Origin of the sequence: Streptomyces sp. NPDC005794 (assembly GCF_042871445.1) — a bacterium.
Taxonomy (GTDB): Bacteria; Actinomycetota; Actinomycetes; order Streptomycetales; family Streptomycetaceae; genus Streptomyces.
This window is the reverse complement of sequence record NZ_JBIAIN010000040.1, coordinates 1-15,291: the sequence shown is the minus strand read 5'-3', so window position 1 is coordinate 15,291 and position 15,291 is coordinate 1. Positions and strand designations below refer to the sequence as shown.

Sequence of the window (15,291 nt, the reverse complement as noted above, 5' to 3'; positions counted from 1 at the left end):
GCCCCCCCCCCCCCCCCGCCCCCCCCCCCCCCCCCCCGGGGGGTGTGGGGGTGCTCCACAACAACCGGGGCGGGGGGGGGGGGCCCCCCCGGCCCCCCCCGCCCCCCCCCCCCCCCGCCGATTCGCGGTTTCCCCGGCGTCTACGCGGTGAAGTGCGCCTTGAGGAGGGCGATGACCTCCTGGGCGTGGTCGGTCAGGTAGAAGTGGCCGCCGGAGAAGGTCTTCACATCGAACGTGCCCATGGTGTGCGGCTCCCAGGCCCGGGCCTCGTCCAGGGTCGTGCGCGGATCGTCGTCGCCGACCAGGACGGTGATGGGGCTGCCTATCTGCGCGCCGGGCTCAGCCCGGTAGTTCTCGATGGCGGTGTAGTCGCTGCGGATGGCGGGCAGCACCATGCGCAGCACCTCGTCGTCGCCGAGGACCCTGGGGTCGGTGCCGCTGAGCTTGCGCATCTCGGCGATCACCCCGTCGTCGTCACGCTGGTGGACGTTCTCCGGCCGGAAGCTGGAGGGGGCGCGGCGGCCGGAGGCGAAGACGTGCGCGGGGGCGCGGCCGTCCCGTTCGAGGCGCCGGGCCACCTCGAAGGCCAGCACGGCGCCCATGCTGTGCCCGAAGAAGGTGAGCGGCAGCGGATCCCCGTAGGCGCGTAGGGCCTCGGCTGCCCGGTCCGCCAGCTCGGCGATGGTCTCGATGCCCTTCTCCGTGTGGCGGTCCTGCCGGCCCGGGTACTGCACGGCCACCACGTCCGCGACGGAGCTCAGGGCGGCCGAGACGGGGAAGTAGAAGCTCGCCGAGCCGCCCGCGTGCGGGAAGCAGACGAGGCGGGCGTCGGCGGCGGGGGCCGGGTGGTAGCTGCGGACCCACAGGTCGGTGGCGGCTGTTGTCATGACGGGTTCCCATCGTGGTCATCGGGTGTCGGCGGGACTGGCGGAGCGGGGATGAACATGGCGAAGGCGGGCCGTGGCCCGCCTTCGGTACGTGAGCGGTGTGCGCCCCGGTTCACTTGAGCGGGAAGCGGACTTCTCCGGCGACGATCGGGTTCACGTAGTTCTTGCTGGAGATCTTGATCCGGTTCAGCGCGAGGCCCGTGAGCGCCTCGAAGACGGCCCTGCGGGCGTTCATGGCGGTGGAGTAGCCCGCGTCCAGGTGCGGGGCGACCTCGACCACGTCCATGCCGATCAGGTCCGTCTCGTGCGCGATGCGCCGCAGCGCGGTGAAGAGCTCGCGGGTGTTGAGGCCGGCGGGCTCGGGGGTGCCGGTGCCGGGCGCGTACGCGGGGTCCAGGACGTCGATGTCCAGGGACAGATAGACGTGGTCGGCGACCGCGCGGGCCTCCTCGATGACCTTGTCGATGACCGCGGCGAAGCCGATGCGCTCGATCTCGGCCATGAAGTGCGAGCGCATGCCGGCCCGGCGCATCCAGTTGAACAGCTGGTCGTCGGGGCCGGAGATGGTGCGGATGCCGACCTGGATGATGTTCGGCCCCGGCACCATCTCCTCGTCGATCAGGCGGCGGATCGGCGTGGTGTGGGTGGCACGGTGCCCGAAGAGCTCTTCGTGGCAGTCGGGGTGCGCGTCGAAGTGGATGACGGCGATGGAGCCGCGCCCGTGCACCTCCGACAGCGCGCCGACGCTCGGCCACAGCAGGGAGTGGTCGCCGCCGAGCACGACCGGCCGCGCCCCGGTCTCGGCGATCTCGCGGACCAGGCCGCGGATGGGCTCCATGGACCGGGTGATGTCGAAGGGGTCGACGGCCGCGTCGCCGTAGTCGACGACCTTGAGGATGTTGAACGGATTGACGCGGGTCGCGGAGTGCACGAAGCCCTCAGGAGTGCTGTAGAGGTACCGTTCGTCGGCGCGGATGGCGCGAGGCCCGTAGGCGGCGCCGCGGTGTCCACTGGAGACGTCCACGGGGCAGCCCACCACGGCCACGTCCACGTTGCCGGCCCGCAGGTCCTCCTGCGTGAGGGCCAGGGGGACGCCCATGAAGGTGGGCACGCCCGAGTAGGACGGCTGAACGTAGTAGCGGCGCAGGTCGATGGGGCCGGGGTCGCGCCGCGGGAAGGTGGAGCGATCGACCTCCCGCCGCCAGGCTTCGGACTCGGCTGTCTCGCTCATCTCTCTCCTCGGATACGCGGGTTCGTACACGACGGCGGCCCTGCGCCAGGGGCGTGGCTCCGCCGCAGGTGGTGCGGGTGGTCCCGGGTCACCCGGTGCCGCCGGTAACGGGCAGCCGGGTGCAGCCGCTGATCACCGGTGAGCTGCGGCGCGCCACGGGCCCCGAGACCCGCAGTCCAGGCAGTCGCTCGGCGAGGACGCGCAGCGCGGTCTCGCCCTCCATACGGGCCAACGGAGCGCCGATGCAGTAGTGGATGCCGCCGGAGAACGACAGGTGCTCGGCCGGGTTCTCGCGGGTGAGGTCGAAGCGGTCGGGGTCGTCGTAGACCTCGGGGTCCCGGTTGGCGGCCCCGATCAGGACGACGACGGAGCTGTTGGCCCTGATGTGGTGGCCGGCAAGCGCGATGTCGGCGTGCGGGACGCGCTGGGCCTGGAGGGCGGGCGAGTCGTGACGCAGGGTCTCCTCGACGGCGCGAGGCGCGAGGTCGGGGTCCTCGCACAGCAGGTCCCACTGTTCCCTGTTGCCGGTCATGGCGAGGACGGCGTTGCCGATGAGGTTGGTGGTGGTCTCGAAGCCGGTGACGGCGAGGACCGTGCAGAAGGCGAGGAGTTCCTCGGTGGTCAGCTTGCCCTCGCCGTTGGCCACGGTGAGGCGGCTGATGAGGTCGTCACCGGGGGCAGCGGCACGCAGGGCGATCAACTCGGTGAAGACCTGGTCGAGGTCGTCGACCGCACCGCGGAAGTCCCGTGCCATCTTTAGGGACTTGACGCCGTCGATGACCGGGCCGACCTTGCGTCCCGCCCTGACGAACCGGTCGTGGTATTCCTCGGGGACGCCGAGGAGCTCCCCGATCACCAGCAGGGGCAGGGGCCCCGCGAAGTCCTCGATGAGGTCGAAGCCGCCTTCGCGGGCGGTCAGCTGGTCGAGCAGACCGTGACAGAGCTTCTCCACCTGCACCCGGTACCTGCTGATCATCCGGGGGCCGAAGGCGGGTTGCGCGAGGCGGCGGAGCCTGGTGTGGTCCGGCGGGTCGAGGCCGAGGATGGAGCTGTTCCAGGGGATCTCGGCCATCATCTCGTGGCCGGGGACTCCGCCCTGTTCACGGTTGAGGAACAGCGAGCGGTCCCGCAGGATCCGGCTGCCGAGCTCGTGGCTGCCGGTGACCCAGGTCCCCAGGTGGCTGCGGTGGATGGGGCCCCGCCTACGTACCTTCGCGTACAGCGGATACGGGTCCTGCCTGCCCTGCAGCAGGTGGGTGAACGGGTCGCCGAAGACTCCGAAAGCGCGCAGGACGGCGCGTGTGGCACCGAGCTTGGCGCTGAACTTGAACCCGGCCGACCTGCTGTCCATGAGCGATGCCATCACTGCTCCTTGGGAGAGGAGGAGCGGGCGGGCCTGAGGGCCTGCTCCGGTCCCAGGGCGACGACGTCGAAGTGGCGGGTGGTGACCTCGAGCCGGTGGATGAGCCGGTCGGGGCCGGTGACGTGGACCGTGCGGACGTCCATGCCGCGCAGGGTGTCCACGACCGGATGCCAGCGCACCGGATGGTCGAAGGTGTCGAGGAGCATGGTGCGCAGCTGGTCGGCGCTCGTCACCAGGGAGCCGTAGTGGTCGTGGACCACGGGCAGTTCGGGGTCGGCGAGGTCGAAGGTGGCCAGGACCTCTTCCTCGGCGCGGGCGCGCAGGCCCTTCAGGACGCGGCAGTGCGCGGGGGGCTTCATCGAGTAGAGGGAGTAGCCGCCGATGGCGCTGACGCGCCGCTGGAATTCCTCGAGGACCTGCTGGCGCATCGTAATCATGTGCATGCCGTCGTCGAGATGGCCCGAGACCTCATGGAACTCGTCACGCCCGGCCAGTTCACCGAGCACCACGTCGAGTTCCGTGGCGGGCACCCGCGTGATGGTGAGCGTGACCAGGTCCTCGTACTCCTTCTCGAAGAACCGCTGCTCGCAGAGGGCGAGTTCATAGGTGAGGCGGACGGCCTCGCCGAACGGCAGGGCGCCGCTGAACGCAGTGGCCGCCTTCTGGCCGAAGCTGAACCCGGCGCAGACGTCGGCCCGCAGCCCCTGGGTCTGTACGGCACGGTCGGCCAGGGCCACCGAGTTGACGAAGAAGGCGACCTGGGCGAACTCGCCGAAGTCCGTGCCCTCGGTGCGGAATCCGTCGAGGACCGAGAGCCCCAGGGCTTCGTCGGCGGCGGTGAGACGCTTGCGCACGAAGGGGTCGATCATCATGAACTTGCCCACGTCGGTGAAGCGTGAGGGGCCCATGCCCGGGAACACCACGGCGCTGCGTGCCTGGTCGGTCGTCATCATGTCCGCTCTGTCTGGTCCGGCTGGTTGTTCTGGTCCGCCCGCGCGGCGTTCAGGCCGAGGTGGCGAGTTCCGTCGTGACCCGCTCGGCCGCCTGCCGCTCCAGGGCACGCCGGTCGGGCTTGCCGTTGCGGTTGAGGGGGAAGCTGTCGATGACGACGACCCGGTTGGGGTGCTCGTACGAGGGCAGCACGTCCTTGATGCGGCCGCGCCACTCGCCGGCGTCCCGGCCGGCGGGGTCCTCGACGAAGAAGACGAGTTCGGAGCCGCGCGCGTCGTCCGGCAGCGCGATCACCTTGACGGCGCAGCCCGCCGCAGCGGCACGCCGCTCGATGATCTCCGGGTAGAGCGTGTAGCCCATGCGGTGCACGGCGAGTTTGCGGCCCGCCACGAAGAGGTTGCCCGCCGCGTCGAGGTGACCGAGGTCGCCGGTGCGGTACCAGCCCTGCTCGACGGGGGTCAGGGTGCCGTCCTCGGCGAGGTAACCGGCCATCATGTCGGGGGTGTTGACGATGATCTCGCCCATCTCGCCTGCGGGGAGGGTGGTGCCCGCGTCGTCCTGCACCGTCAGCCGGAGCCCGTTCATGACCCGGCCGCACGCGACGGGGTTGTCACTCGTGGCGAAGGCGATGTTGCCGAGCTCGGTGCTGCCGTAGCTGTCGAGGAGCGGGCGGCCGAAGGACTCGACGTACGCGTCGGACAGGGCAGGGTCGAGGGGGGCCGCGCCGCTGCAGAACATGCGGACGCCGCCCAGGGCGGCGCGCACCTCGCTCTGGCGCTGGGCGAGGTTGAGCATGCTGCGGTAGGTGGCGGGCGTCGCATCGATGACGGTGACGCCGCACTGACCGCCCATCAGCAGGGACCGGTCGAGCCGCCGGTGAGGCGCGGCGATGAGCGAGCACTTGGCGAGCCAAGCGATGAGCACCATCGACAGGCCGTACTGGTGCGCGAAGGGCAGCAGCGGCAGCAGGACGTCACCGGGACCGTGTCCCATGTGGTCGGCGTTACGCCGCAGGTTCGCCAGGAAGCGGCCGCCCGACTTCACGACGCCCTTGGGCGTGCCGGTGGAACCCGAGGACCACATGATCAGACCGTCGGGGAGGGCGCACCACGCGTCGAAGTCGAGGGCCTGCTCGGTCGGGACGAGGCCGGACGCCTCGACGAGCAGCTTGTACAGGTAGACGGCGTTGCGCGTCTCGGCCGGTACGGGGGCGTCGTCGTCGTACAGACACAGCCGGGCGCGGGTCCGCTCGACGATGCGGCCGGTCTCGCGCGCGTGCTCCTGCTGGTCGACGAGGACGATGGAGGCACCGACGTGCATCAGCGCGAAGAACGCGTTCAGCCAGGCCGCGGAGTTACCGGCCTTGAGCAGCACCCTGTCCCCGGGCGTGACGCCCTCCGCACGCAGGACCATCGCGACCCGCAAGGTGTCCTGCTCGAATTCGGCGAAGGTCCGCGCGGAATCTCCCGTGAATATGTTAGGTGTCATCAAATCCGCCCCCTTTCCCAGTCCTGGCAATCACCGGGCATGCTAAGCGCGATAGAGTCGAGCATCTGTCCCGCCTCGGGCAAGTCGCCGAGGATCTAAGGTAGAAGCTATTCGGCGCACCCCAGCAGCAGAACCCCTATCTTCCCCCTAGCAGCCCCTGAGCGGTCAATTTGCCGTATTCAGGGGCCAGCTGCCGGGCAGCACCAAGCGCTACCTTCGACGGTGTTTACGCCACGTACTGCATAAGCCGCGGAGGCCACGGTGGGAGTTCGGACGCAGACCGGCCAGATACCGGAACAGGAAAAGAATAAGGACCCGCAGGAGTCATCGGCAGCCCCACAGGACGAAAACCCGCGGTCCACGGAGGAATCGGGTCCTGGAACAGCCGCGCCACCGCCTCTCGACCGGCTCCGGGTCGGCACGGTCGCGGCGGCGTCCGGAATCGCGCTGCTCCTGGTCAGCACCCGGTACGGGTTCCAGGGCGACGAGCTGTACTTCCTGGGCGCCGGGCAGCACCTGAGCTGGGGGTACGCGGACCAGCCGGTGCTGCTGCCGCTGCTCGCCCACGGCATCGACGCGCTGACCGGCGGCTCGTTGTTCGCGCTGCGGCTGCTGCCCGCGCTGCTCACCGTCGCGGGTGTCTTCGTCGCCGCCCTCGTCGCTCGCGAGTTCGGCGGGGCACGCCGGGCGCAGCTCCTCACAGCGGCGGCCTACGGATTCGCCCCCGCCGTCCTCATCAGTGGGCACGCGCTGTCCACGATGGCGGTCGACCTGCTCCTGTGGACGACCGTCAACTGGCTCCTGGTGCGCTGGGTGCGCACGCGTGAGGACCGGCTACTGCTGTTCGCCGGGCTCGCCACGGCCCTGGCCCTCCAGGGCAAGTACCTCATCGTCGGCTACTGGGCCGTCATCGCCGTCTGCCTGCTCGTCGTCGGCCCGCGCGAGCTGCTGCGCCGCAAGGCGCTGTGGATCGGCGCGGCCGTGGCCGTGGTCGCCTCGCTGCCGGGCCTCGTCTGGCAGGCGCAGAACGACTGGCCGCAGATGGAGATGTCCCAGGTCCTCGCCGACGAGGGGATTCTCGGCGGCCGTGCGGGCTTCCTGCCGTATCTGGTCGTCCTGTCCGGCGGCGTGTTCACCGTCGTTCTCGGCTACGGTCTGGTCCGCCTCCTGCGTGCCCCGCGGTTCGCGCCCTACCGCTTCCTCGCGTGGGCGTTCCTCGGTCTGACGACGGTGTTCCTGGTCACCGGCGGCCGCCCCGCGTACGTGGTGGGCGCCTTCGCGCCCCTGTGGGCGGCCGGCGCGGTGGAGCTGGCGCGCGGCGGTGGCGCCCGCTGGTGGCGGTGGCTGGCCGCGTGGCCCGTGGTGGCGCTCACGGCGCTGATCTCGCTGGCGCTTTCGCTGCCGGTGTATCCCGTGTCGCAGGTGACGAGGACCGAGCAGCCCGAGAACAATCCGATGACCTCGGAGACGCTGCGCTGGCCGAACCTGATCGACGCGGTCGACAAGGCCCACAGGGCGCTGCCTGCCGCCGAGCGCGAGGGGGCCGTGGTGGTCACGCAGTACTACCAGGAGGCGGGCGCCGTCGACCACTTCGGTCCCGACCGCGGCCTGCCGCCGGCCTACAGCGGCCACCGTGGCTACTGGTACTTCGGCGCGCCGTCCGACTCCTCGGGCCCCGTCCTGTACGTGGGCTCCGACGTGGCGAAGCTGAAGCCGTACTTTTCGTCCGTGGAGAAGGCGGCGACCGCCGCGGGCGGCCCCGGCGAGAGCTTCGTCGACGGTGTGCCTGTCTGGATCCTGGACGGCCGGAACAAGCCGTGGTCGGACATCTGGAAGGACTACGGCCACTTGTCCTGAGGCCCACCCGCGCGTCCCGCGCGAACGGCCCCGCCCCCGCCGTGTGCGGGGCGCGGGGCCGTGGTGTTTCGGCACACCGGCCGGCTGCCGGTGTGCCGTTCGCGTCAGAGCCGGTCGATCCACTCCTCCACGGCGCGCGCCGTGGTGCGGGAGTGCTCCTCCATCACCGTGAAGTGGGTGCCGGGCACGTCCACGGCGGTGTGCTCCAGCTTCCAGGACGGCCGCCAGTCGTACTCCTGCGTCCACTCCATGAGCGGCTCGCCCGCCCTGACCAGGAGCGTCGGCGCCTGGATGGCGTCGGGCAGCAGGCCGAGGAACATGTAGCGCGCCATGGCGGTGACCCAGGCGTCGCCCCAGTCGTCGTCCACGGCGGCCACTGTGTCCGTGCCGTTCCCGGCGTCCGGCACGGCGTCGGTGACCGGCCCGGAGTCGTAGCGGTCGCTGAGCTGCCTGCCCATCGCGGCGGCCATGTCCCCGAGCGCCTTCTCCTCGACGTACGTGTCGACGAGGACCACGCCCGCCGGTCCGGCGCCACGGCTCTCCAGCTCCCGTGCCACGGCGTGCGCGACGAGCCCTCCCGAGGAGTGCCCGGCGAGCACGAACGGCTTCCCGCCGGTGTGGCGCAGCACCGTGTCCGCGTGTACGCGCACCAGCGCCTCCTTGTCGGCGGGCAGCAGCTCACCTTCCAGGAAGCCGGGGTTCGTGATCACGCCGACGTCACGCCGGCCACGGAAGTAGCCGCCGAAGCGGGCGTAGTCGTACGCGCTGGAGCGGCCGACGAACGAGGTGAACAGGATCACGCCGACCTCGTCGTCGCCCCGGGACAGCGTGTGCGGGGCCCGCGGCGCGCCGAGTTCGGACTCCTCGGTGAACGAGGCGCGGAACTGCGCCATGGTCCGCAGCAGCGGGATCAGGTCGTCCGCCCTGCCCTGCCGCGCGGCCTCGTCGTACAGCTCGGCGAGTCCGGTCACGGGACGTGGGCCGGCGGCCCGGGGTGCGACGGCCTGGGGTGTGCCGGCCCCTGGCGCGACGGCCTGGGCCGCGACGGGCGAAGCCGCCGGTGCCGGTTCCCTGCGGGCCTGGGCATTCGGGTCCTGGTGCCCGGGCCCGGCCTGGTCGAGGCCGGCGGTCAGTCGCTCGGCCAGCGCCCGCGGCGTGCGGTTCTGGAAGACCAGGGTGGCGGGCAGCCGCAGGCCGGTGGCGGCCATGAGGCGGTTGCGCAGTTCGACGCCGGTGAGGGAGTCGAAGCCCAGCTCGAGGAAGCCGCGTTCGTCCTCGACCCGGTCGGCGGACGCGTGGCCGAGCACGGCCGCCGCCTGGTCACGGACCAGGGCGAGGAGCAGCTCCGCGCGCTCGTCGGCGGACGCGGCCGCGAGACGGCGCGCGAACGCCTCCGCCTCGGAGACCGCGGCGGCGGCCGCCCGCCGGACCGGAACGCGTACCAGGCGCCGCAGCAGCGGCGGTACGGCATCACCCCGGCGAGCGCCCGCGCGCAGGGCGGTCATGTCCAGGCGTACGGGCAGCAGGAGCGGCACCCCGGCGGAGCGGGCCGTGTCGAAGAGGTCGATGCCCTGCCGCGAGGACAGCGGCAGGACGCCGCCGCGCGAGATACGGGCACGGCGGGCCTCGTCGAGGTGCCCGGTCATCTCGCTGCTCTCGTCCCACAGGCCCCAGGCGAGCGCCGTCGCGGGCACGCCCCGCGCGCGCAGGTGGTGCGCGAGGGCGTCGACAAAGGCGTTGGCCGCCGCGTAGTTGCCCTGTCCTGGGCTGCCGAAGGTGGCGGCGGCCGAGGAGAACAGGACGAACTCCGCCAGGTTCTCGCCCGCCGTCAGTTCGGCGAGGTTGAGTGCCGCGTCCAGCTTGGGCCGCAGTACGGCGTCCACGCGCTCGGGGGTCAGCGACGCCACGAGGGCATCGTCCAGGACTCCGGCCGTGTGGACGACGGCGGTCAGCGGGTGTGCGGCAGGGACCGTGGCGAGGGTCTCGGAGAGCGCCTCGCGGTCCGCCGCGTCGCAGGCCGCCACGCGGGCCTCGGCCCCGAGCGCCTCGAGCTCGGCGACGAGCTCGGCGGCACCGGGTGCGTCGGCGCCTCGCCTGCTGGTCAGGAGCAGGTGGCGGGCCCCGTGTTCGGCCACCAGGTGGCGCGCGACGAGCGCGCCCAGGGTGCCGGTGGCGCCGGTGATCAGGACTGTGCCTTCGGGGTTCGGCGCGGTGGGGCGGGGGGTGGCATCAGCGGTGACGGCATCAGCAGCACCGGCACAGGTGGTGTCGCCACCCACACCAGCCCCGGCACCGGTACCCGCACCCACCGCGTCAACCCGGCCCCGCTCGCCCGTCACAACCCGCGCCGCCACGAGCCGCGGCGCGAGCAGCGTTCCCTCGCGTGCCGCCAACTGGGGTTCGTCCAGGGCGAGTCCCGCGGCGAGGAGTTCGGCGACGGACAGGTCGCCCGTCGTGCCGTTCGCGGTCTCCGCGCCTGCCACGTCGAACAGCAGGCACCCGGCCCCCTCCGCTCCGCCCGCGTGCTCGGACTGTGCCGAGCGGGCCAGGCCCCACAGCGGGGCGTGCGCGAGGTCAGGCACGTCACCGCCGTCGGCCGCGACCGCGCCCCGCGTGAGCAGGACCAGGCGGGAGCCGGAGAGGCGGGTGCCGGTCAGCCAGTTCTGGAGCAGGCCGAGGGCCCTGTCCAGGGCGGCGCGGGCGCGCTCGGCCGTGGATCCGGCGGTCACGCCCCCGTCCGGGCCCCGGGTGTCCGGCTCGTGCGCGAAGGTGACGAGCACGGTGTCCGGGGTGTCGGCTCCGGCGTCGAGGGCCGCGTACAGTGCGTCGGCGTCGTCGTACGCCTCCACATCCGCACCGGAGCCGGCGAGGCCGGCGCCCACCCGCAGCGGGTCGGGGCCGATCAGTGCCCAGGTCGTGCCGGTGACGTCGGCCGTGACCGTGGGCAGCGGCGTCCATTCGACGTGGAACAAGGCGTCCCGGTGGCCGTCTGACACCGCGCGCAGGTCGTCCGGCCTGACCGGGCGCAGCTCCAGGGAATCGGCGCGGGCTACGGTGGCGCCGGTGTCGTCGGCGCAGAGCAGCTCCACGCCGCCGGTGGCCGCCGGACGCACCCGGACCCGCAGGACGGTCGCACCCTGCGCGGCGAGGGAGACGCCGCTCCACGCGAACGGCAGCCGCACCCCGTCCGCCCCCGCGAAGGAGGCGAGGGCGACGGAGTGCAGGGCGGCGTCGAGAAGCGCCGGGTGAACGCCGTAGGCAAGCGCCTCGCGGTGCTCGCCCTCAGGAAGGTGGACCTCGGCGTAGACGGCGTCGCCCGCGGGGTCCTGCCAGGCGGCGCGCATCCCCTGGAACGCCGGGCCGTAGGCGAGTCCGCCCTCGGCGATGCGCTCGTAGAAGCCGTCGAGGTCCACCGCTTCGGTGCCCGCGGGCGGCCACACGGCCAGGGCGTCGTCCGGCTCCGGATACGGGTGCGTGGCGGCCAGGTCGCCGAGGGCGCCGGTGGCGTGCTGCGTCCACGGGGTGTCGGTGCCGCCCTGGGGTCGCGAGGACACCGTGAGCGGGCGCCGTCCCTCCGCGTCGGGGGCGCCGACCCACACCTGGAGCGTGACGACGTCGTGCTCGGCGACGACGAGCGGCGCGTGCAGGGTGAGTTCCTCGACGAGGGCGCAGCCGACCTCGTCGCCCGCGCGCAGGGCCATCTCCACGTACGCGGTACCCGGCAGCAGCACGGTGTCCCCCACCGCATGGTCGGCGAGCCAGGGGTAGGCGCGGCGGGTGAGCCGTCCCGTGAGCACGTGCTGGTCCGCGTCGGCCAGTTCCACGCTGGCCCTGAGCAGCGGGTGCCCGGCGGACTCGATGCCGACGGCGGTGACGTCGCCTGTTCCCGCGGCGACCGGCTCGGGCCAGAAGCGCTGCCGCCGGAAGGCGTAGGTGGGCAGGTCGACGACGGTGCGGCGGCCCTGGAAGAAGGCCCGCCAGTCGAGTTCGGCGCCGTGGACGTGTGCCTCGGCGATGGCGGAGAACAGTTGGTCGGGGCCGCCCTCGTCGCGGCGCAGGGAGCCGAGCGCTGTCGCGCCGGTGTGCGCCACGGCGTCGATGGTCTCCTGCACCGGAACGGTCAGGACCGGGTGCGGGCTCATCTCCAGGAACAGCCCGTGCCCCTCGGCGAGCAGCCCGCGGGTGGCCTGCTCGAACAGGACGGTGTGGCGCAGGTTGCGATACCAGTAGCCCGCGTCCATCGGGGTTTCGGCGTCCAGCCACGCTCCGGTGAGGGTCGAGTACAGCGGGGTCCGGGCGGCCTGCGGTTCGAGGCCGGTGAGCGCCTCGCCGATATGGTCCTCGATCTGCTCCACGTACGAGGAGTGGGAGGCGTAGTCGACGGGGATGGTGCGGGCCCTGAGTTCCCGCTCCGCGCACACGGCGATGAGCTCTTCGAGGGCCTCCGGATCACCGGAGACGACGACTTGGGTGGGCCCGTTGACGGCGGCGATCTCGATGCGGCCGTCCCAGGCGGCCAGGAGCGTCTCGGTCTCCTCCTGCGGCAGTACGAGGGAGACCATGCCGCCCTTGCCGGACAGTTCCCGGATGGCCTGGCTGCGCAGGGCCACGACACGGGCCGCGTCGCGCAGGGTCAGCGCGCCCGCGACGCACGCGGCGGCGATCTCGCCCTGGCTGTGGCCGACGACGGCCGCCGGCTCGACACCGGCTGCCTGCCAGACGGCGGCGAGCGAGACCATCACGGCGAACAGGACGGGCTGGACCACGTCCACCTGGTCGAACCTCTCCCCGCTCAGCTCCTCGACGAGTTCCCAGTCGACGAACTCGGACAGGGCGGTGGCGCACTCCCGCATCCGCTCGGCGAACACGGGGCTCGACGTCATGAGTTCCCGCGCCATCCCGGCCCACTGCGAGCCCTGGCCCGGGAAGACGAACACCGGTCGGACCGTACCGCTGTGGGCACGGCCGACGACGACGTCACGGGCGGACGTGTCCTCCCGCGCCAGCAGGTCGAGCCCCGCTACGAGTTCCTCGCGGTCCCTGCCGAGGACGACGCCCCGGTGCTCGAACCGCGACCGTGCCACCGCGAGCGACCAGGCCACGTCGCCCACGCCCACCCCGGTGTCCGCAAGCAGATGCGCGCGCAGCCGGGCGGCCTGCCCCGCCAGCGCCTCGGGTGACTTGGCCGAGAGGACGAGCGGGATGACGGCGGGCTCGGACAGATCGGAACCGCCGGCAGTCCCTACGCTGCCTGATCTGTCTGTGCTGAATGCGCTGTCCGCGGACCCGATGGCTGCGGCGGCGAGGGCGTCCCCGTCCACGGTCTCATCGGCGGCCCCGGGCTCCTCCGCGACTTCGGGGGCCTGCTCCAGGATGACGTGCGCGTTCGTGCCGCTGATACCGAAGGAGGAGACGCCCGCGCGGCGCGGCGCCCCGTCCGCACGGCTCGGCCAGTCCCTGGCCTCTGTCAGCAGCTCGACGCCCGCGCCCGACCAGTCGACCTCGGGGGTCGGGTCGTCCACGTGCAGCGTCTTCGGCAGGATGCCGTACCGCATCGCCATGACCGTCTTGATGACGCCGCCGACACCGGCGGCCGCCTGGGTGTGGGCGATGTTGGACTTCAGCGAGCCGAGCCACAGCGGCCGGTCCTCGGGGTGGTCCTTGCCGTACGTCGAGATGAGGGCCTGCGCCTCGATCGGGTCGCCGAGCGTGGTGCCCGTGCCGTGCGCCTCGACCGCGTCGACGTCGGCGGGGGTGAGGCGGGCACTGGCCAGGGCGGCTCGGATGACGCGCTGCTGGGAGGGGCCGTTGGGGGCGGTGAGGCCGTTGCTGGCGCCGTCCTGGTTGACGGCGGAACCGCGGACCACGGCGAGCACCTGGTGGCCGTTGCGGCGGGCGTCGGAGAGGCGTTCGAGGATGAGCATGCCGACGCCCTCGCCCCATCCCGTGCCGTCCGCCGACGCGGCGAACGACTTGCAGCGGCCGTCGGGGGCCAGGCCCCGCTGGCGGCTGAACTCGGCGAACGAGGTGGGGGTCGGCATGACGGCCGCGCCGCCCGCGAGTGCCATGGTGCACTCGCCCTGGCGCAGCGCCTGCACCGCGAGGTGCAGGGCGACCAGCGAGGAGGAGCAGGCGGTGTCCACGGTCACCGCCGGGCCCTCGAAGCCGAAGGAGTACGAGAGACGGCCTGAGGCGACGCTCGCCGCGTCGCCGGTCATCACGTACCCCTCGACGCCCTCGGCGCCGCCGAGGGTGGTCGAGTACCCCTGGGTCGACAGACCGACGAAGACGCCGGTCGCACTGGCCCGCAGCGCCGACGGCACGATGCCCGCGCGTTCGAACGCCTCCCAGGAGGTCTCGAGGAGGAGCCGCTGCTGCGGGTCCATGGCGAGGGCCTCGCGCGGATTGATGCCGAAGAACTCGGGGTCGAACTCGTCGGCGTCGTGGAGGAAGGCGCCGGTCGTGACGTAGGTCAGCCCCTCGTCGTCGCCGTCGAAGCCCGCCGGGGCGGTGACGTCCCAGCCGCGGTTGACGGGGAAGCCGGACAGCCCGTCCGCGCCGGCGAACACCATCTGCCACAGGTCCTCGGGCGAGCGTACGCCTCCGGGGTAGCGACAGCTCATCGCGACGATGGCGACGGGCTCGTCCTGCCCGCCGGTGACCGCGGCGCTCGTGGCGCCGGCCGGGGCGGTGGCCTCCGGGAGCGAGCCGAGCAGTTCCGTACCCAGGTGGCCGGCGAGGGCGGCGGGTGTGGGGTAGTCGAAGACGAGGCCGGCGGGCAGCCGAAGGGCGGTGGTGGTGCCGAGCCGGTTGCGGAGTTCGACGGAGGTGAGGGAGTCGAAGCCCAGCTCCTTGAACGCCTTGGCGGCGTCGACCGATTCGGGCGACGGGTAGCCGAGAACGGCGGCCACGTCGGCCCGTACGAGGTCGACGAGGACCTGGTCGCGCTCCTCCGCGCCGAGCCGGGCGAGGCGCTCCGCGAGCGGCTCCTGGCCGTCGGCCGCCGTGGCGCCCGCGTGCGCGGTGACGGCCTTGCGGACCTGGGCGCGGATCAGGCTGCGGAAGAGTGGGGGCACTTCGGCCCCGAACTGCTGCCGCAGGATGTCGGTGTCCAGCTTCATCGGCACCAGAGCGCCATCGGGCTCCGTCAGACAGGCATCCAGGAGAGCGAGACCCTCATCGGCGGAAAGAGCCGCGACACCGGCACGATTCATCCGCTCGATGTCACCATCACCCAACGCACCAGCCATACCACCCTGATCCGCCCACAACCCCCACGCCAACGACGTACCCACGAGACCCTGATCACGACGGTACTGGACCAACGCATCCAGGAACGCGTTGGCAGCCGCATAGTTGGCCTGACCCGCACTGCCCAGCACACCCGCCGCCGAGGAGAACAACACGAACGCCGACAAGTCCAGACCCGCCGTCAACTCATGCAGATTCACCGCCGCGTCCACCTTCGGACGCAACACCCTCTCCAACCGCTCCGGCGTCAACGACGTCAACAC

At 72.3% G+C, this 15,291-nt stretch carries 7 protein-coding genes; 1 reads left to right on the top strand and 6 read right to left on the bottom strand.

The genetic code is table 11. The features are described 5' to 3' along the window. Positions 1–140 precede the first annotated feature (140 nt). From ACFYQ5_RS35705 to ACFYQ5_RS35685, 5 genes are all read right to left on the bottom strand, one after another. Positions 141–887 (bottom strand): thioesterase II family protein, encoded by a 747-nt coding sequence (locus ACFYQ5_RS35705; protein ID WP_389203735.1) that lies wholly within the window; start codon positions 885–887, stop codon positions 141–143. Between the two features lie 112 nt (positions 888–999). Next, positions 1,000–2,118, bottom strand: a complete 1,119-nt coding sequence (locus tag ACFYQ5_RS35700; protein WP_389203733.1) for an agmatinase family protein — start codon at positions 2,116–2,118, stop codon at positions 1,000–1,002. A gap of 88 nt (positions 2,119–2,206) precedes the next feature. After that, a complete protein-coding gene (locus ACFYQ5_RS35695; protein ID WP_389203731.1) occupies positions 2,207–3,481 on the bottom strand; it encodes a cytochrome P450 in 1,275 nt (424 codons plus the stop codon). Continuing rightward, positions 3,481–4,434, bottom strand: coding sequence for an ACP S-malonyltransferase (locus ACFYQ5_RS35690; protein WP_389203730.1), 954 nt, complete (start codon positions 4,432–4,434; stop codon positions 3,481–3,483). Before ACFYQ5_RS35690 ends, ACFYQ5_RS35695 begins: the two co-directional genes overlap by 1 nt. A 49-nt stretch (positions 4,435–4,483) precedes the next feature. After that, complete coding sequence (locus ACFYQ5_RS35685) at positions 4,484–5,920, bottom strand: class I adenylate-forming enzyme family protein (RefSeq protein ID WP_389203729.1); 1,437 nt, start codon at positions 5,918–5,920, stop codon at positions 4,484–4,486. A gap of 261 nt (positions 5,921–6,181) precedes the next feature. Between ACFYQ5_RS35685 and ACFYQ5_RS35680 the strand changes: the two genes are divergently transcribed. Then, a complete protein-coding gene (locus tag ACFYQ5_RS35680; protein WP_389203728.1) occupies positions 6,182–7,777 on the top strand; it encodes an ArnT family glycosyltransferase in 1,596 nt (531 codons plus the stop codon). A 104-nt stretch (positions 7,778–7,881) separates the two neighbouring features. Here ACFYQ5_RS35680 and ACFYQ5_RS35675 read toward each other — a convergent pair. Next, the coding region (locus tag ACFYQ5_RS35675) for an SDR family NAD(P)-dependent oxidoreductase (protein WP_389203727.1) at positions 7,882–15,291 on the bottom strand (7,410 nt) is incomplete at its 5' end.

What these genes read in the sequence shown, in the direction of transcription:
- ACFYQ5_RS35705 (WP_389203735.1), bottom strand. Translation starts at nt 887, where the DNA reads ATGACAACAGCCGCCACCGACCTGTGGGTCCGCAGCTACCACCCGGCC.
- ACFYQ5_RS35700 (WP_389203733.1), bottom strand. Translation starts at nt 2,118, where the DNA reads ATGAGCGAGACAGCCGAGTCCGAAGCCTGGCGGCGGGAGGTCGATCGC.
- ACFYQ5_RS35695 (WP_389203731.1), bottom strand. Translation starts at nt 3,481, where the DNA reads ATGGCATCGCTCATGGACAGCAGGTCGGCCGGGTTCAAGTTCAGCGCC.
- ACFYQ5_RS35690 (WP_389203730.1), bottom strand. Translation starts at nt 4,434, where the DNA reads ATGATGACGACCGACCAGGCACGCAGCGCCGTGGTGTTCCCGGGCATG.
- ACFYQ5_RS35685 (WP_389203729.1), bottom strand. Translation starts at nt 5,920, where the DNA reads ATGACACCTAACATATTCACGGGAGATTCCGCGCGGACCTTCGCCGAA.